Origin of the sequence: Quadrisphaera sp. GCM10027208 (genome assembly GCF_042658805.1) — a bacterium.
Classification (GTDB): domain Bacteria; phylum Actinomycetota; class Actinomycetes; order Actinomycetales; family SCSIO-59966; genus SCSIO-59966.
Genome location: NZ_JBHSRC010000001.1, coordinates 5,951 through 23,889, shown reverse-complemented (window position 1 = coordinate 23,889; position 17,939 = coordinate 5,951). Strand labels below are relative to the sequence as shown.

At 76.7% G+C, this 17,939-nt stretch carries 15 protein-coding genes; 10 read left to right on the top strand and 5 right to left on the bottom strand.

Going from position 1 to position 17,939, the window contains the following annotated elements:
- Window positions 1-37: 37 nt before the first annotated feature.
- From ACFP6A_RS00110 to eccCa, 5 genes are all read right to left on the bottom strand, one after another.
- Window positions 38-553 (bottom strand): LppA family lipoprotein, encoded by a 516-nt coding sequence (locus ACFP6A_RS00110; protein ID WP_379600612.1) that lies wholly within the window; start codon window positions 551-553, stop codon window positions 38-40.
- Window positions 550-1,065, bottom strand: coding sequence for an LppA family lipoprotein (locus ACFP6A_RS00105; RefSeq protein ID WP_379600610.1), 516 nt, complete (start codon window positions 1,063-1,065; stop codon window positions 550-552). Before ACFP6A_RS00105 ends, ACFP6A_RS00110 begins: the two co-directional genes overlap by 4 nt.
- A complete protein-coding gene (locus ACFP6A_RS00100; protein WP_379600608.1) occupies window positions 1,050-2,720 on the bottom strand; it encodes an alpha/beta hydrolase in 1,671 nt (556 codons plus the stop codon). Before ACFP6A_RS00100 ends, ACFP6A_RS00105 begins: the two co-directional genes overlap by 16 nt.
- Window positions 2,714-2,995, bottom strand: coding sequence for a hypothetical protein (locus tag ACFP6A_RS00095; RefSeq protein WP_379600606.1), 282 nt, complete (start codon window positions 2,993-2,995; stop codon window positions 2,714-2,716). Before ACFP6A_RS00095 ends, ACFP6A_RS00100 begins: the two co-directional genes overlap by 7 nt.
- A gap of 282 nt (window positions 2,996-3,277) precedes the next feature.
- Window positions 3,278-7,249 carry a type VII secretion protein EccCa gene (gene eccCa, locus ACFP6A_RS00090; protein WP_379600604.1) on the bottom strand — a complete coding sequence of 1,324 codons (3,972 nt, stop codon included), beginning with the start codon at window positions 7,247-7,249 and terminating at the stop codon, window positions 3,278-3,280.
- 81 nt (window positions 7,250-7,330) lie between these two features.
- On the opposite strand from eccCa, the gene ACFP6A_RS00085 reads away from it, so the two are divergent.
- From ACFP6A_RS00085 to ACFP6A_RS00040, 10 genes are all read left to right on the top strand, one after another.
- Window positions 7,331-8,731, top strand: coding sequence for a hypothetical protein (locus tag ACFP6A_RS00085; protein ID WP_379600602.1), 1,401 nt, complete (start codon window positions 7,331-7,333; stop codon window positions 8,729-8,731).
- Between the two features lie 112 nt (window positions 8,732-8,843).
- Entirely contained in the window at window positions 8,844-9,155 is a 312-nt protein-coding gene (locus ACFP6A_RS00080; protein ID WP_379600600.1) for a WXG100 family type VII secretion target, read from the top strand.
- A gap of 13 nt (window positions 9,156-9,168) precedes the next feature.
- On the top strand, window positions 9,169-9,456 hold the full coding sequence (locus tag ACFP6A_RS00075; protein ID WP_379600598.1) for a WXG100 family type VII secretion target: 288 nt from the start codon (window positions 9,169-9,171) through the stop codon (window positions 9,454-9,456).
- Between the two features lie 10 nt (window positions 9,457-9,466).
- A complete protein-coding gene (locus ACFP6A_RS00070; protein WP_379600596.1) occupies window positions 9,467-9,982 on the top strand; it encodes a hypothetical protein in 516 nt (171 codons plus the stop codon).
- Window positions 9,979-11,316: a S8 family serine peptidase gene (locus ACFP6A_RS00065; protein WP_379600594.1), complete on the top strand. Its 1,338-nt coding sequence runs from the start codon at window positions 9,979-9,981 to the stop codon at window positions 11,314-11,316. The genes ACFP6A_RS00070 and ACFP6A_RS00065 overlap by 4 nt, the downstream gene beginning before the upstream one ends.
- A complete protein-coding gene (locus ACFP6A_RS00060; protein ID WP_379600592.1) occupies window positions 11,303-12,754 on the top strand; it encodes a WXG100 family type VII secretion target in 1,452 nt (483 codons plus the stop codon). The genes ACFP6A_RS00065 and ACFP6A_RS00060 overlap by 14 nt, the downstream gene beginning before the upstream one ends.
- Window positions 12,755-12,767: 13 nt before the next feature.
- Window positions 12,768-14,120, top strand: coding sequence for a type VII secretion integral membrane protein EccD (gene eccD, locus ACFP6A_RS00055; RefSeq protein ID WP_379600590.1), 1,353 nt, complete (start codon window positions 12,768-12,770; stop codon window positions 14,118-14,120).
- Between the two features lie 148 nt (window positions 14,121-14,268).
- Window positions 14,269-15,141 (top strand): LPXTG cell wall anchor domain-containing protein, encoded by an 873-nt coding sequence (locus ACFP6A_RS00050; protein ID WP_379601421.1) that lies wholly within the window; start codon window positions 14,269-14,271, stop codon window positions 15,139-15,141.
- A gap of 49 nt (window positions 15,142-15,190) precedes the next feature.
- Entirely contained in the window at window positions 15,191-16,537 is a 1,347-nt protein-coding gene (gene eccB / locus ACFP6A_RS00045) for a type VII secretion protein EccB (RefSeq protein ID WP_379600588.1), read from the top strand.
- Window positions 16,537-17,895, top strand: coding sequence for a S8 family serine peptidase (locus tag ACFP6A_RS00040; RefSeq protein WP_379600587.1), 1,359 nt, complete (start codon window positions 16,537-16,539; stop codon window positions 17,893-17,895). The genes eccB and ACFP6A_RS00040 overlap by 1 nt, the downstream gene beginning before the upstream one ends.
- The last annotated feature ends 44 nt before the right edge of the window (window positions 17,896-17,939 follow it).

Sequence of the window (17,939 nt, the reverse complement as noted above, 5' to 3'; positions counted from 1 at the left end):
TCGGCGACTGTCGCCTCGATCCCCGGACATGCCCGGCTCACGATCGCGGATGGCAGCCGGTGGTGGCGCCGAGGACGAGGTTGGTGGAGGAGCCGAGGTCGACGATGGCGCCGTCGTCCCGGGAGATCATCAGGCGGTGTCCGCCGGGCTCGTCCCGGACGACCGACGGTGGCTGAAAGCCGTGCTCGCCGGTGACGGTGGTGACGGCCTGCTCGACGAGGTCCCATTCCTGGTCGCTGACGCCGCCCTCGATGACCCAACGGTCGCTGCCCCTCACCATCCCGTCGTTGCCGGGGAAGTCCCGGCAACCGGACTCGCTCACCGTCTCCTCACGGAGCCAGTCCTGGGGGCCGATCGCGGCGTCGATGGCGGCGCGGATCTCGGTGAGCATCTCGTCTTGTGCGACGGTGGCCTCCTCGATGGAGGGCCGGGCGGCCAGCTCGGCGCGCAACTCGTCCTGGGTCGGCTCGTCGTTGCCCATCGCGCACGCTCCTAGCGTCAGGACCGCGGCGGTGGCCAGGACGAGCCCGGTGCACGGCCGTGCGCGTGTCATGTCCGCGGATGGCAGCCGGTGCTGGCGCCGAGGACGAGGTTCAGCTCGGTGCCGAGGTCGACGATGGCGCCGTCGTCCCGGAAGATCATCAGCACGTGGTCACCGGGACGATCGAGGATCACTTCCGGGGGGTGGAAGCCGTGCTCGCCGGTGACGGTGGTGACCGCCTGCTCGACGAGGTCCCATTCCTGGTCGGTGACCCCGCCGTCGATGATCCAACGGTCGCTGTCCCGTTCCATCCCGTCGAGGCCGGGGAAGTCCCGGCAACCGGAGGCGCTGTGGACTTCCTTACGTCGCCAGTTCTGGGGGCCGATTGCGGTGTCGATGGCGGCGCGGATCTCGGTGAGCATCTCGTCTTGTGCGACGGTGGCCTCCTCGATGGAGGGCCGGGAGGCCAGCTCGGCGGCCAGCTCGTCCTGGGTCGGCTCGTCGGTGCCCATCGCGCACGCTCCTAGGGTCAGGACCGCGGCGGTCGCCGCGGCCGTCATCGTCCGGGTCAGTCCTGGTCCCATGGCACCCCCCGATACCCGCTGGAGACGACGTCTCCCCCGTCCATGCCGTCGGGGTGGACCTGCTGGTCGTACAGGCCGGCGATGGTGACGGCGAGGTTGTGCTGACTGGTGGAGTCCTGCACGAAGTACTGGCTGTGGCCGGTGGACTCCGCCAGGACCCGCCCGTCGAGGACCTCCTCGCGGGAGGACAACCCGGTCAGCCCGTCCATCTGGTTGGGGTCGCGCCCGAACCAGCCGGTGTCGGCCACCGGGTCACCGCGGGCCTCGACGACGAAGGCGTGACCGTCCGGCACCAGCAGTTCCTCGGCGTCGCTGGTGCCGATGCCGGGGGAGCCGAAGAACACCACGTCGTCGACCCCGGTGGGCCGCTGCAGGGCCAGACCGGTGACCAGGGAGCCGTAGGAGTGCCCGAGCGCGGTCAGGTGCGGGTCGGTGCCCCGCGCGGCGTCCACACCCTGCAGGAACGAGGTCAGGGCCGGGGCACCGTTCTGCGCGGCGTTGTCCCGGACCACCGACCGGTCGCCGAGGCTGGCGACGTCCTGGACCCACCGGTGCCCGGGCGCCTGGTAGCCCAGCCACGCCACCGTCGCCACGGACTGCGACTCGCCGGCATCACGCAAGATGTCCTTCGCCAGAAGCCGCAACTCGTCGACATCGTCGGAGTAGCCCTTGAGACTTCCTTGCACGGTGGTGCCCATGCCGGGGGTGAACACGGCGACGTGGTCGGCGGTGTCGACGTCCCCTTTGGCGACGGCGGCCTCGAGCAGGTCCCCGGAGGCGTCGAGGACGAGCAGGCTGGTGTCCCGCAGCGCGATCTCGGCCTCGACGGCGTCCAGCCCGGCGAGCATCCCGCGGACGTTCTCCAGGCGGGCGTCGGCGTGGGTGAACCAGCCGCCGAAGATGTTGTCCGCCAGGTCGGCCTGCAGCCGGGCCGCCTCGGCCTGCAGGTCCGCGCGGACGTCGTCGAGGTTGCCGACCCACTGCGGGTGCCGGGCCAGCACCTCGGCGCGCTCGGCCTCGGTCAGCGACGCCCACCAGCCGGCGTTGTCGGCGGGGCGGGCGCCGCGCCCCGGTGGCGGCGGCACGGCGAGGTCCCCGGCGGTCGCGCCGGCCAGGACGGCGTCCGCGAGGGAGGCGCCGCACCCGTCCTCGACGGCGTCCTGAGCGGCCCGGCGCAGCACCGCGGCCAGGTCGGCGTCCACCTGCGCGGCCCGGCGCAGCGCCTGCTCCAGGCGGTCCACGACCTCCTCGACGACCGCCTGCTGGGCCCGGACGGCCTCGTCGGCGCCTTCGGGGGTCGTCAGCAGCGCAGGGGCCGTCACCGTGCCGTCGGGGTGCACGGTCAGGCCGTGGGCGCGGGCCAGGTCCTCGGCCGCGGCGATCGCCGAGTGCACCGCCGCCAGCGCGGCAGCGGCCTCGGCGCAGGCGGTGCGGACCGCCTCCACCTGCGCCACCAGGCGGCGCACCTGCTCGACCCGGTCGCCGTGAGCCACCGCGGCCGCGTCCGCCGCCCCACCCGCCCAGCTGGACGGCGGGGCGGCGCCGGTCAGCTCGTCGTCACAGTCCAGCAGGCGGTTACGGGCCCGGGTCAGGACGTCGACCTGGGCGTCGACGTCGGCGGGCCGCCACGCCCGCACCTGCTCCAGCGTCACCACGGGCCGCCACCCAGCCGTTGAACCGACGCACGATCCGCGCCCAGGTAGACCTCCGCGCTGGCCCGCAGGTCCGCGGCGTACTCCGCGAGCTCCCGCGCCGACGCCCGCTCCCGCCGCTGCCACGCGGCGCCGAGGGCCGTCGCCTCCGCCGCGCAGGCGGACCCCGGCAGGGCCGCCGCCAACGCCGCTCCCACCGGCCAGGCCGCCACCTGCCCGATCAACTGGGCCGCGGCGTCCGCCCGAGCAGCGGCGGTGTACAGGTCCTCCGCTGTCACCCGCACATCCGCTATCACCACACCCCCCGCACCGGGACACCGGAACACCCCCACGGGAAAGTCTGGCACGCCGACAGTGACCACACCAGGCCTCCACCCCCCACCCCCGGCACGCCGCCGCCGACCAGAGCCGACCAGACCACCGGCGCCCCAGCCCCCAGAGGTGGCGGAACTGCATGATCACGAAAGGGGGGTCATCAGGGTGGCGGGATTGCATGATCACGACGGGAGAGGCGGGGGGATCGTCGACTGGTCACGAGTGGGGGGGTGCGGCCAGTCCGGCTAGGAGAGGGGTGGGGTCCAGGCGATCTGGACGACGTCGACGCCGCGGTCGCGGGTGACGAGGCGCCCGCGGCCCGGCGGGCCGGGCTGCGGCTTGACCGATCCGACGAGCGGACCCTCGTCCGGGCTGCCGGCGAGTACCACACCAGGTGAAGCCAGGTCGCGCAGCGTCTGCACGACCGGCTCGTACAGCGTGCGCGCCGCACCACCGGAGCGGCGGGCCAGGACGAGGTGCAGCCCGACGTCGCGGGCCTGCGGCAGCAGGTCGACGAGCGCCTGCAGCGGTGAGCCCTGGGAGGTGGCGACGAGGTCGTAGTCGTCGACGACGACGAACACCTCCGCGCCACTCCACCAGGAACGGGTCCGCAGCTGACCCGGGGTGACCTCCGGACCGGGCAGCCGCCCCCGCAGGTAGCCGCCGATCTCGGCGAGCGCCGGGCCGGCCTGCGCCGCCCCGGCGAGGTAGTCGACGAGGTACTCCTGCGGCACCTCCCCGAGCAGGGAGCGCCGGTAGTCCACGAGCATGACCTGCGCCTCGCTGGGGGCGCGGGTGCGCCGCAGCTCGGCCAGGTAGGTCCGCAGCAGCGCGGTCTTGCCGGACCCGCCGTCCCCGAACACGAGCAGGTGCGGCTCCCGGTCGACGTCGAGGCCCACCGGCGCGAGGGCCCGCTCGTCGAGGCCCAGGTAGAGCCGGCGGTCGCCCGCCGGGGCCGTCGCAGCCACCTCGGCGAGGTCCACCGACGTCGGTAGCAGCCGTAGCCGCGGACCGGGCCCGTGCGGCCAGGCGGCGGCCACCTCCCGGACGAGCGCCGCGACCCCGTCGCCGACGGTCGCGCCGTCCGGGTCGCCGTCCGCGCGCGGCAGCGCCACGAGCACGTGGTGGCGGGGCGGCACCAGCCCGCGCCCGGGCCGCCCCGACGGCACCGAGGCGGCGACCTTGCGGTCGACCTCGGAGTCCAGCGGGTCGCCCAGCCGCAGCTCGATCCGGGTGCCGAGGACGTCACGGACGGCGGCGCGCAGGTCGGCCCACCGGTTCGTCGCGACGAGCAGGTGAACGCCGAAGGTCAGGCCCCGCTGGACGAGGTCCTGCAGCTCGAGCTCGAGGGTGTCGAAGTCCGCGCGCAACGTCGACCACCCGTCGACGACGAGGAACACGTCGCCGTACCCGTCGTCGGCCGCGCCGGCCGCGCGCCGGGCCCGGTAGGTCTCCACGGAGTCGATCCCGTGCCGGCGGAAGTACGCCTCGCGTGCGTCGACGACCTGACGCACCTCGGCGACCGTGCGGCGCACGACGTCCGGCTCGGCCCGGGTCGCGACCCCGGCCACGTGCGGTAGGTCGGCCAGCGCGGAGAACGTGCCGCCGCCGAAGTCGAGGACGTAGAACGACACCTCCCGCGGCGTGCGGGTCAGCGCCAGGGACAGCACGAGCGTGCGCAGCGCTGTCGACTTGCCTGAGCGCGGCCCGCCGACGACGGCGACGTGCCCGCCCTGCCCGGCGAGGTCGACGGCCAGGACGTCGCGGCGCTGCTCCAGCGGCTTGTCCACCTCACCGACCGGCACGGTGAGGCCCGGCGCCTGCCGCCAGCGCCGGCTGACGAGCCCGAGGTCGGGGTCGGCCGCGAGGTCGTCGAGCAGGACGTCGAGGGTCGCCGGGACGTCGAGCGGCGGCAGCCAGACCTGGTGCGCCAGCGGCCCGCGACCGCGCATCGCCGCGACGGCGAGGTCGACGACCGAGGGCTCGTCGTCGGGGGCGGGCCCCGGCGACGCCGGCTCGCCGTCCGGGACCGGCCCCGCGGACGTCGTTCGCTCGACCGGCCCCAGCCGGAACGGCAGCACCTCCCCGTCCACGGCACCTCGCCCGAGGGCGGTGGCGCGGCGGCGCGGCGGCGGGCCGGACACGTAGCTGGCCTTGAACCGCACCAGCGTCGACTGGTCCGGCTTGAGGTACCCCAGACCGGGGACGGCGGGCAGCTCGTAGGCGTCCGGGACGCCGAGGACGGTGCGGGACTCCGCGGCGGAGAACGTGCGCAGCCCCACCCGGTAGGACAGGTGGCTGTCAAGCCCGCGCAGCCGGCCCTCCTCCAGCCGCTGGGAGGCCAGCAGCAGGTGCAGGCCGAGCGAGCGGCCGAGCCGGCCGATGGCGACGAACAGGTCGATGAACTCCGGCTTGGCCGACAGCAGCTCGGAGAACTCGTCGACGACGACGAACAGGCTCGGCAGCGGCTCGAGGTCCGCGCCGGCGGCCCGGGCGCGGTCGTAGTCCCGGACGGACGCGACGTTGCCGGCGGCGCGCAACAGCTCCTGGCGGCGGACCATCTCACCGGTCAGCGCGTCCTGCATCCGGTCGACGAGGCTCAGGTCGTCCGCCAGGTTGGTGATGACGGCGGAGACGTGCGGGAGGTCCGCCATCCCGGCGAACGTCGCGCCCCCCTTGAAGTCGACGAGGACGAAGTTGAGGTGCTCGGGGGAGTGGGTCAGCGCCAGGCCGAGGACGAGGGTGCGCAGGAACTCGGACTTGCCCGAGCCGGTCGCGCCCACGACGAGGCCGTGCGGGCCCATGCCCTGCTGGGCGGACTCCTTGATGTCCAGCTGCACCGGGCTGCCGTCCGCGGCGATACCGACCGGGACCCGCAGCCGGTCCCGCTGCGGGCGCGGCCGCCAGGCCCGGTCGACGTCGAGGTCCCGGACGTCGCCGATGCCGAGCAGGTCGGTGAGCTCGGCGTCGGCGTGGCCCACGTCGGTACGGGTGCTCTCCCCGCCGACGTGCAGCGGGGCCAGGCGGCGGGCGGTCGCCTCGGCGGTGGCGACGTCGAGCTGGTCGGCGAACGCCGGCGCCGGCTCCCCGCGCAGCCGCAGCGCCCGGCACGGCACCCGGCCGTCCTCGCGGTGGGCGGACTCGAGGGCGATCCGCAGCGTGTCCTCGTCCTCGAGCTCCCCCCACCGCGCCGGCAGGTCCAGCACGGTCACCCCCTCGACGCCGTCGGAGGTGACGACGTGGTGCCCGGGCGGCACGGAGCCGCCGTCGACGACGAGCAGCACGTGCGGGGTGGTCGGTGGTCCGGTGGGTGGGCTGAACCGGGGCCGGTCGGCGAGGTCGGCCGGCAGCAGCGCGGCCAGGTCGTCGAGGTCGGTGCCGACCATCCGCGCCGGGCCGGCGGCATCCCGCCGGACCGGGCTGCCGGCGTGCGGCAGCCACTTGAGCCACTCCCAGTGGGCGAGCCCGGCGTCGTCGGTGAGGACCGCGACCCGCAGCAGGTCGGGGGAGTGGAAGGTCGCGGCGGAGACGACGAGCGCGCGGGCCAGGGCCCGGGCGTCCTCGGCCTCCCCGGTGACCTCCACCCGAGGGAAGGCCCGCAGGTCGACCGCGGCGGGCAGGTCCGGCTGGACCCGGTGGGTGACGAGCAGCCGGTGCAGGGCGGACGCCGACACCGGGTCCAGGGTGTCGATCGGCGCGGTCTGCGGCGGCTGCAGGACGAGCCCGAGCGGCTGCGGCGAGACGCCGAACCGCACCTGCAGGACGTCGTCGTCCTCGGTGGTGCGCTCCCACACCCGGGTCCGCTCAGCGGCGAGCGCCGGCAGGTGCGCCGGGTCCGGGTGGTGCCACAGCGCGGCCTCCCGCTGCCGGCGGGCGGCGTCGCGGACGGTGCCGCGGACCTGCCCGAGGTAGCGCAGGTACTCCCGCCGTGCGGCCGCCGTGCGGGTCGTGCGCTGGGCGCGGGTCCGCCACAGGCTCACCCCGACGAAGCCGAGGGTGGCGAGCAGGAACATCCCGCCGGCCAGGATGCCCCGGGTGCCGCCGGTGGAGGCGATGAAGACGATCGAGCCGAGGCTGCCGAGCATCGGCAGCGCCGTCATGAGGATCCCGCTGCTGCCCTCGCTCGGCTGGATCTCCGGCGGCGGCTGCAGCGGCAGCTCGCCCCGCGGCGGTTCGGGCGGCTCCAGCCGCGGCGCACGGTGCAGCGTCGTCGACACGTGGTACTCCTCGTGCCCGGCGTCCGGGCCTATGGTCGGTGCTCGGGAAGGGTACGGCCGCACGGCGGGGGAGGTGGAGGTGTGGACGCGACCGAGCCGGTGGCGGTGCGGGTCGGGGTGCTCACCCCCTCCGGCCGCTGCGACCTCGCCGTGCCGGCCGGCACCCCGGCCGGAGCCCTGCTGGACGCCCTTCGCGTCGGCGACCGGCTGCCGGGACGGCTCGGCGGCCGTGACCCGGGCGCACTGCGGTTGATGACGGCGACGGGTACGGACGTCGACCCCGCCGAGCCCGTCGGCGGCCCCGTCCTCGGAGAGGGGGACGTCCTCGTCGTCGTGACCGCGCGCGGGTCAGCCGCCGCCACCGGCGCTGGCCCGCTCAGCCCGCCGGCGGCCACCACGTCACCCGGTCCGGTGCGGGCCGGTCTGCTCGGCGGCGGGGTGCTCGCACTCGCCGGTGCCGTTGCCACCGCGCTCACCGCCGCGCCCGGCGACCCGCTGCGGACGGCAGCCGCCACCGTCCTGCTCGCCCTCGCCGTCGCCCTGGCCCTGCTGGCGCGGACGACGACGGCCGGCGGTCCGGCCGTGACCCTCGCTCCCGTGCTGGCCGGTGCCGGCGGGTGGCTGCTCGTCGTCACCGACCGGCCCGGGTGGTCGCTGGTGGCGCTCACCGCGGCCGCGGTGGCAGCGGCGGTGACTGCCGTGCTGGCCCGGTCCGCCCGCCCGGTCCGGGACGACGGCCCGGGCGCGGTGCTGCTCGTCGAGCTCGTCGTCGCGGTGACGGCCGGCGCGGCTGCTGTGCTGGCCCTGGTCACCGGCGCCGGCGGCGCCGTCCTGGCGGCGCTCGCCGCGGGACTGGTGCTGCCCCTCGTCCGCCTGCTACCAGCCGGCGTCGTCGACGTCCCGGACGACGTCCTGCTCGAGCTCGACCGGCTGGCGGTCACCGCGTGGTCGGTCCACGGACCCCGTCGGTCCCGCAGCCGCCGGACCCGGCTGCGGCGCCAGGACGTCGACGGCGTCGTCCGGCGCGGTCGGGTGCTGCTCGCGGCCTGGGCGCTCGCCGCGGCCGCCGTCGCGGTCGCCGCCGTCGCGCTGCTCGTCGCCACCCCGGCGACGGGCTGGGCGCGGCTCGGCGTGCTGGTCCTGCTCGGGTGCCTCGCGGTCGGGCTGCCCCTGGCCGCCCGTGCGGTCCGTGAGCGTCGTCCGCGGGCCCTGCTGTCCGTCGCCGGCGTCGCGGGCTCGGTCGCGCTCGCCGCGGAGCTGCTGCCCGGTGCCACCGGGTGGGTAGCCGTGGCAGTGGTGAGTGTGGCGGTGCTCGCGGCCCTGTCGGCCGCCGCAGCCGCCACCGCTGTCGGCCACGGCTGGGGGTCGGTGCACTGGGCCCGGGCCGCGGACGTCGTCGAGGGGCTCGCCGTGCTGCTCGCGCTGCCCGCGGCCGTCGTCGCGGCCGGCGCGGTGGAGTGGCTGCGCGCCGTGGTGTCCTGACTCCACGTGTCGGGCAGGTGAATTTCCACGTCACAAGGGTGCCGGTTCGGGACGCTCTGTCGTACTCTGCGGCAGACGCGCACCACCGGGGGGCGCGGGGAGGGGGCCGGTGATGGCCGGGGAAGTCACCAAGCAGGACCAGGCGCTCGTCCGGGGCGCCCAGATGGTCGCCGAGGCGCGTAACGACCTGGAGCAGCAGCTCAGCGCGCTGCGGGGCAAGCTCAGCGGCATCGGCGCGCAGTGGCGCGGCCAGGGAGCCGCCGCCTTCACCACCGTGATGACGCGGTGGGACGACAACGCCCGCCGGATCACCGGCGCGCTCAACGACTTCGAGGCGAACCTGCGCTCGAGCGAGCAGACCTACACCGCGTCCGACGAGCAGCAGGCGTCGACGTTCACCAGCTACGCGAGCCGACTGGGCTGAGGGGGCGGACGTGATGGCAGGAGAGATGAAGGTCAACTTCGGGGGGCTCGACGCGGCCGCCGCCGACATCCAGGCCTCGGCGCGCCAGATCGAGTCCCGGCTGGCCCAGCTCGACTCCGAGCTCGCACCGCTTCGCAGCGACTGGACCGGTGCGGCCAGCGACGCCTACCACGTCGCCCGCTCCGAGTGGTCCCGGGCGATCACCGACATGCAGCAGCTGCTGGCTCAGGTCGGCACCGCGGTGAGCACGTCCAACGCCGAGTACCAGGCGGCGGAACGGGCCAACCAGAGCCGGTGGTGACGAGGTCGTCGTGCACCTGATGCATGACGGCGGCGGGTCGGCGGGGCCGCGCACGGTCGAGGTCACTCTCGCCGAGCTGGAGCGGGTGGCCGGGCAGGTGATCAGCCGGCTGCGGGATCTCGCCGCCGCCGAGCGCGCCCGGTTCGCCGGCCTCCCGCTCGGCGGCGGGATCTTTGGCGGGACGCCGGCCGGCCGGTCGCTGGCCCGCGTCCACCAGGCCGCCGCCGACGTCTACCTCGAGGTCGCCTCGGCGATCGAGACCGAGCTGGCCGAGATGCAGGACCGGCTGCGCGCGGTGGTGAGCACCTACGCCGACACCGACGCCAGCGCCGCAGAGGTGCTCACCCGGTTCGTCGCCGCCGGCGAGGCGTCCCGTGCCGGGGTGCCGGACGACGTCCGGGAGGCCGCCAGCCGGGCGGTGGACCGGCACGTCGAGACGCTGGCGGAGTACCGGCCGACCGACGACGAGGGGCCGGCCCGCGACGAGGGGCAGGACCCGGCGGACGCGGTCCGCCTCCTCCCATGACCTGGATCCGCGCCCTGGTCGCGGCGCTGCTGCTCGTCGCCCTGCCCGCGCCGTCCGCCGCCGCGGCCGACCTCGGCGACCCGCCGGGCACGTGGTGGCGGGACGCGATGGGGATCGACGAGGCGCACGCGCTGAGCACCGGGGAGGGGGTGACGGTGGCAGTCATCGACTCGGTGGTGGACTTGACCGTCCCGGAGCTCGCCGACGCCAACGTCGTCCCCGCGTTCAACGCCTGCGCCGCCGACCCCGTCGGCGAGGGTCTGGGCTCCGGGTACGGCAGCCATCACGGCACGTCGATGGTGTCGATGGTGTCGCAGGCCGCGCCGGACGCTACCATCCGGGCGTACGCCTACACCGACACCGCCGACGCCGAGGAGCCGTGCGCCGGCCAGGGGTCGTCGCGCAGCATGTTGATCAACGTGCGGGCCGCCTTCGAGCAGGCGGTCGCCGACGGCGTCGACATCATCAGCTTCTCAGCGACCCTCGGTGGCACTCTCGCCGACCTGCTCGAGGCGGCGGTCGACGCCGACACGGTCGTGGTCGTCTCCGTCGGCAACGGCCCGAGCGTGGGTCTGCCTGCGCTGCACAGCACCGACATCGGCGTCGTCTCGGTCACCGGGGTCGGCCCGGACGGCAGGCTCGGTGACTACGTGGTACCCGGCCGGCAGGTCGTCATCGCCGCGCCGGGTACCTCGCTGCGCACCGGCGGGTTCGTCGACGGCCGCTGGCGCAGCGACGGGCTCACCAACGGGTCGAGTGCCGCGACGGCCCTCACCGCGGGTGGGCTTGCGCTGGTGCGTTCCCGCTACCCCGAGGCCACCGGCAACCAGATCGTCCAGCACCTCATCCGGCACACCACGCGGGACACGCTGGCCTTCGACGAGAACTTCGGCTTCGGCTTCATCAACGTGCCGGAGATGCTCGAGAACGACCCGACCCGCTGGGAGGACGTCAACCCGCTGACCGCGGTGTCCCGGCTCGCCATGATGGCCGAGGAGTACCCGGACGAGGCCGCGCTCGCCACCGCGGCTACCCCCGACAGCGGGGTGACGACGTCCGAGACGGCCGGGCCGACCGCCTCCGAGACGGCCGGGCCGACCGCCTCCGAGACGGCCGGGCTGACGGCGTCCGGGCCGGCACCGGCGGACGACGGGTCGTCCGAGGCCACCGGCGCGGGCGCCGCCTCCGCTGGCCTGGGCACCTGGGCCGTCGTCGCAGTGACCGCCGCCGTCGTCGCCTCGGCGCTCGTGCTGGTCCTGCGCACCCGACGCCGCGGGACCGTGTTGCAGAGCACCGGCTCGGCAGGACAGGGGGAACACGATGGGACCCAATGAGCAGCGGCTGAGCCAGGTCGCCGACGCCGACCCCGGCGAGGTGCGTCGCGCGGCGGACCGGTGGAGGGCGCTCGCCGACACCCTCGACGACGTCGCCGCCGAGCTGCGCGGCGACGTCCGCAACGGCATCGAGCAGTCGTGGACCGGCGAGGCCTCGCAGGCCGCGACGACCGCGTTCGGCGGTCTCGCCGACGAGATCGAGGTGCGCGCCACCAACGCCCGGGTGACCGCCTCCGAGCTCGACCAGGCCGCCTCGGCCCTCGCGACGGCACGCACCGAGCTGCGCAGCCTGCCCGCCGTCCCGCCGGCCCCGTCGACGGCGGACTACGACCTGACCGACCCGCAGCAGGAGGCCACGTTCCTGCGGGCGCACGGTCAGCACCTCGCTGCGCAGTCGGAGCGCGAGCGCCAGGCCGGTGCCGCCTTCACGGCGCTGGAGTCCAGCCTGCAGGACTCCCAGGCGCAGATCGCCGCGCAGGTCGCCCAGGACTGGGACGACACCTTCGACAGGGGCGCTGCGACGGTGTCCGGCGGCTCCGGGCCCAGACCCACCGCGGCGTCCGGTTACGCCGCGGCCGGCGGCGGTGCGGTCCCCGGTGGCGCAGCAGGCCGCGGGGCGACGATCGTGACCACTCCCGCCGGCGGCGGCTACGCCGCTGCCGGCGGGGGCACGGCCGGCGGTGGACCAGCCGGCGGCGGAACCGGCACGAGCGGGCCGTGGGTCAGCGCGGACGGCGGAGCCGACGGGGCCGCGGGCGGGTACGCCCCGGCCGGCGGGCCCGGTGGGGCCGGTGGGGCCGGCGGGGTCCCGGGCGGGTCGGTCCCACCGTGGGCCGGGGGCGGGTCCGTCGGCGAGCCCGGTCCGGACGCCGGGTCCGGCGGGGGAGGCGGGATCGGCGCCGGGACGGTCGGTGGCGTCGTCGGCGGAGGGCTCGGGATGGCGGCCGCGGCTGGTCTCGGCCGGACGTTGCGCGGCGGGACCGGCGGCCTCGTCGCAGGTGGTGTCGTCGCGCCGGGTGCCACCGCGCGCGGCGGGACGGGAGGTGCGTCGGGGGCCGGGGTGTCCGGTGCCGGTGCCGCCCGCGGCACGGCGGCGGGCTCCCGCGGGGCCGTCGTGGTCCCCGGCGCGGTCGGCGGTGCCACGGCTGGCGGCGGCCAGAGCGGTGCGCGGTCCGGCTCGGGTTCGGGCGCGTCCTCCGGCTCGGCCGCACGGGGCGCCGGTGCAGGCGGCTCACGTGCTGCCGGTGCCGACGGGTCACGTGCCGACGGGTCACGTGCCGACGGGTCACGTGGCGCCGGGGCCCGAGGGGTCGCCCCCGTCGTCGGTGCCGCCGGCGCACGCGGCCGGGACCGTGGCAGTGGTGAGCGAGCCGACGTCCTGGCCGTCGAGGAGGACTGGTTCGGCGAGGACGAGACGAGCCCGGAGGTCCTGCGGTGACGGAGGTCCTGGGGTGACGGACGTGCTGACGGGCACCGGCCCGACCGCCGACACCGGGCTGGTCCGGGTCACGGTCGTCGCCGGGCCACGGCGCGCGGACCTCGCCCTCCCCGGGGTGCTGCCCGTCGCCGACCTGCTGCCCGAGGTCGCCGCCGTCACCGGTGCCCTCGACCCCGCCGTCGTCCACGGCGGGTACCGGCTCGTGCGCGCCGACGGCACGGTGCTCGAACCGGCCGCCGGGCTCCTGGCCCAGGGCGTCGAGGACGGCGCGGTGCTCACCGTGGAGCTCGGCGTCCACGACGTCCCGCCGGTCCTGTACGACGACGTCGTCGAGGCGGTCGCCGACGCGGTCGAGGCGCAGACGGTGCCCTGGACTCCCCAGGACGGCCGGACCGCCGGACTGCTCGCCGCCGCCGGGCTGCTCGGCGTCGCGGCCGTCACCCTGGCCCTGCAGCGGCCCGCCGGCCTGCCGGTCGCGGTGGCCGCCGGGGTCGTCGCCGTCCTGCTCGTCACCGAGGCCGCCGCCTCCGCCCGGCTCCGTGCGGCGCACGAGACCGCGCTCCTGCTCGCCGCCGCCGCTCCGGTGTTCGCCGCGGTCGCCGGCTGGGCCGCGCTGCCGGACGACGCCTGGCTGGCGCTGCCCGCGGTCCCCGCCGGCCTCGCCGCCGCCGTGACCGCCGGGCTCGGTGCGCTCGCCCTCGGCCACCGCGGCGCGGTGCTCCTGCCCGTCGTCGGGCTGGGTTCCCTGCTCGCCGTCGTCGGCGGCGTCGTCGCCGCCGGCCAGCCGGTCGAGGCGGTCGTCACCGTGACCGTCGTCGTCGTCGTCCTCGCCGGCGCGCTGGTCCCGTGGGTGTCGCTGGCCGGCACCCGGCTGTCCGCGCCCCAGCCCCGCCGGGACGCCGACCTCGTCGCCGACCCCGAGCCGATCTCACCCGACGCCGTCCGGCGGGAGGCCCGCACCGGCCGGGCCACGCTGCTCGGGCTGACCGCACTCGTCAGCGCCGTCCTCGTGCTCGCCGCGCCGTTCGCCGTCCGGCTCGGCCTCGCCGGCGCCCTCGTCGTCCTGGCCTGCGCCGTCGCGCTGCTGCTGCGCACCCGCCAGTACCGGGACGCCGTCCTGGTGCGGACGGGTGTCGGCGGCGCCGTCCTCGCCCTCGTCGCGGCGGCCGTCACCGCCGCCGGCGTGCACCCCGGGTGGCGGACGCCGCTCGTCGTCCTCCTGCTGGCCGCCGGCGTGCTGCTCGTGCTGGCCGCGGTGCTGCCGCGGACGCCTAGCGTGCGCCTGGGCCGGCTCGGGGACGTCCTGGAGGGCGTCGCGCTCGTCGCCGTCGTCCCGCTCGCGGTCGTCGCGGTCGGTCTGGTCTGATGCGCCGCCCTCCAGCGGCCGTTCGCTCGCCGGCGACCGTTCCGGACCTCCCGTCGGGGCCGCTCCGGCGACTACTGTGCGTGTCATCCGGCGTCGCCGAGCGTTCTTGGCGCGCGCCCTGGTCCGAAGGGGGAGCCTTGTGAGCCCGATGTCCGTCCGCCGCGCCGGAACCGCCGCCGCCGTCGTGGCGATGTGCCTCGCGGTGCCGGCCACCGCGTCCGCCGCGCCCGGCGACGACCTGCCGCCGATCCGACTGGCGTCCAACGCCGGCGCCACCGCGGGCTTCGCGGCCGGCGAGGCCGAGGGGACCGCCGCCGGCGGGGAGGACGGCGCCGCCGCCGGGTACGCCAGCGGCTACGAGGCCGGGTACGCCGACGGCAGCGCGGACGGCGCGTTCACCGTCGCTGCCGGCTCGTCGTCCGGTCGGCCGAGCGGCAGCACCTGTGCGCCACGGCAGCCGGGCTCGGTGCCCGCGCCGTTCGACGCCATACCCGGCGCCTCGGCCGACTACCGGACCGCGTACGCGGCCGCGTTCTCCTCGGCGTGCGCGCTGGCCTACCCGGAGACCTACGCGCCCAGCTACGCCGCCGCCTACACCGTCGGGTACACCGAGGGCGGGACCGCCGGGGTCGCCGACTTCGCGGCGTCCGTGCCGGAGCCGGCCCCCTCGCCCGTCCCCTCCGGCGACGGGGCCGGCGACAGCGACCGCCCGCGTGAGGACCAGCCCACCCCGCGCCAGGACTCGGCCGGCACCGGCCGGACGACGACTAGCGCGTCGGCGTCCGGGGACCTGGGCCAGCAGCGGTCGGCGCCCGTCACCCCCGCCTCGCAGGGGGGCGCCTCGGCACGTCCCGCTGCAGCCGACCAGGTCACCGCCGAGTCCGCCAGCGTCGCCGCGGTCGAGGAGCTGCCGCGCACCGGGGCCGAGGCCGCCGACACCGCGCTGCTCGGTGGTGCGCTGCTCGCCGGCGGGCTCGTGCTGCTGCGGGTCGGCCGCCGCCGAGGTGCGACCTCGGCCTGACAGCGCCGTCCGCCTGACCACCACCTGCCGGAGAGGACGACCCGCCGACGTGGCGACCAAGCGTGACCTCGTCGAGGCGCACGCCTTCAACCGGCGCCGGCTCGTCACCGCCTTCACCAGTGGCGCACCCGGTGGCCTGGAGCTGGAGCCTGCGCGCCCGGCGCGCGCGGTCGTCGGCGGCGTCGTCCTGGCCGGACTCGTCCTCGCCGGGGCGGCGCTGGCCGGCTGGCTGCGGCCCGGGCTGCCGGAGGGGTGGGACCAGAACAAGCTCGTCATCGCCGAGGACAGCGGCTCCCGGTTCCTCGCTACCGGCGACGGGGTGCTGCGCCCGGTGCTCAACACGGCGAGCGCCCGTCTGGCGCTGCCCGCCGACTCCTTCGGGATCGTCTCGGTGCCCGACGAGCTGCTCGCCGACCAGCGCCGCGGCGAGACCGTCGGCATCCCCGGCGCGCCGGACGACCTGCCCGACGCCGACGCGCTGGTCCAGACCGGGTGGACGGCGTGCCTCGACCCGGCCGGCGCGACCCAGCTGCGGCTGCAGCAGGATCCGGTCGCCGAGCCCGCCGGTCCGGCCGACGCGCTGACCGTGCAGGTCGACGGCGCGTTGTGGGTGGTGTGGGCCGGGCAGCGGTTCGCCGTCGACCCTGCCGTCGCGCCCGACGTGCTGCGGGCCCTGCGCCTCGACCGGACCCCGCCACGCACCGTGCCCGGCGGCTGGCTCGACCTGTTTCCCGTCGGCCCGGCGCTGCAGCCGCTCGCCGTGCCCGGCGCCGGCCGGCCCGCACCTGCCGGGGGGCCGGCCGGCACGACGACCGGCACCGTCCTGGAGGTCACCGCGGCCGACGGCACCGCCACCCGGTACCTGCTGCGCGAGGACGGGCTCGTGCCGCTCACCGACGTCGCGTTCAGCCTGTACGCCGCTGGCTCCGGCACCCTGCCCGTCGTCCCCGTCGACCAGGGGGCGGTGACCGGTCTGGGCACGGTGACGACGCTGCCGTACCCCCCGCAGTGGCCGGCCGCGCTACCCGGGCCGTGGCCGGACGACGTCGCCTGCGCGCTGCTGACCGCCGCGCCGGACGAGGTCCCCACCGTTGCCCTCGCTCGGTTGACGGACCCGGACGCGGCGCCGGCCGCCGGCTCCGGGACCTTCGTCGAGCCCGGCCGCGGCGCGCTCGTCCGTGCCGTCAACGGCACGGTCGTCAACCGGGGCACGGTGTTCCTCGTCGACGGCACCGGACGCCGGTACGCCGTCGGCGACGACACCACCGGCAACCTCGAGCGGCTCGGCTTCGCCGGCGTCCCGCCGGTGCCCGTGCCGTTGGCCTGGGTGGAGCCGTTGAGCGACGGGCCCGAGCTCACCGAGGCCGCCGCCCGGCGCGTCGTCGGGGGCGGGTGATGCGGCGCCGTGCGCGCTGGGGACGGGCCGGCGCGGTGGCCGTCGGCGTGGGACTGGCCCTGCTCGCCGGCGGGACCGTCCCGGCCCCGGCAGGCGGGGCGGCCACGGCGGACGGCGACCCGTCGTCCGGCGTCCGGACCGGCCCAACCGGCGCGACCGGCGTCCGGATCACCGCCGACGCCACCGAGTGCGGCCGCGGCCCGGAGTACACCTGGATCCCCGCGCAGCCCTACGCGCACACCCGGCTCGGTCTCGACGACGCCTGGGACGTCGCCCGCGGACAGGGCGTCACCGTCGCCGTCGTCGACTCCGGCGTCGAGGACGGCGGGGAGCACCTGCGCGACGCGGTGGTGCCCGGGACGACGTTCGTCACCGGCGACCCGGACGCCGACGGCACCGGGGCGGTGAACAACCACGGGACGGCGATCGCCTCGCTCATCGCGGCCCGGCAGGTGCCCGGGTCGGGCCTGGTCGGCGTGGCCCCACGGGCCATGGTGCTGCCGGTCCGGGTGTTCGCCTCGACCGACGAGCAGGACGTCGTGGCCGGCAACGGCCTGCGGATGGACCGGATCGCCGCCGGGATCCGCTACGCCGTGGACGCCGGGGCCCGCGTCGTCAACGTCTCGCTGAGCTCGCCGACCCCGGACGACGACCTCGAGGCGGCCGTCGCCTACGCCGTCTCGCGCGACGTCCTCGTCGTCGCCAGCGCCGGCAACCGCGACGAGGCTGACGCCTCGGACGGGCCGCGCTGGCCGGCCGCCTACCCGGGCGTGCTCGGGGTGACCGCCGTGGACACCGCCGACCAGGTCACCGACGCCTCGGTGCACTCCGAGGCGGTCGACGTGGCCGCGCCGGGGCAACAGGTGGTCTCGGCGTGGTTCGACGACAAGGACTGCGTGAACGCGCCGCCGCCGGCCGCGCCGCAGACGAGCTGGGCGACCGGGTACGTCTCCGGTGTCGCCGCGCTCGTCGCCTCCGCGCACCCGGACGCTCCGGCCGAGGAGATCGCCTACCGGATCCAGGCGTCCGCAGACCGGCCGGTGCGTGCGGAGCGGGACGACCGGCGAGGCTGGGGCATCGTCCAGCCCTACGCGGCGATGGTCATGACGCTCGACCCGTCCCGGCCTGGTCCGCCGGTGCCGGGGGCTGGGACGGACGCCGGGACGCTCGACCCGCCGGTGGAGCGGCTCGCGGTGCGCGAGGCCGAGGACGAGCTGGCCCCGGCGCGTGCGACGGCCCTGTGGTGGGCGCTGCTCGGTGGCTCCGCCGTCGTCTTCGCCGCCCTCCTCACCGCCCTCTTCCGCCCCCACCCCGACCCCCACCCCCACCCCGACCCCCGCCCCCGCCCCCACCCGTGATCAGTCGAAGACCCTGTTCGTGATCATGCAATCCCGCCACCCTG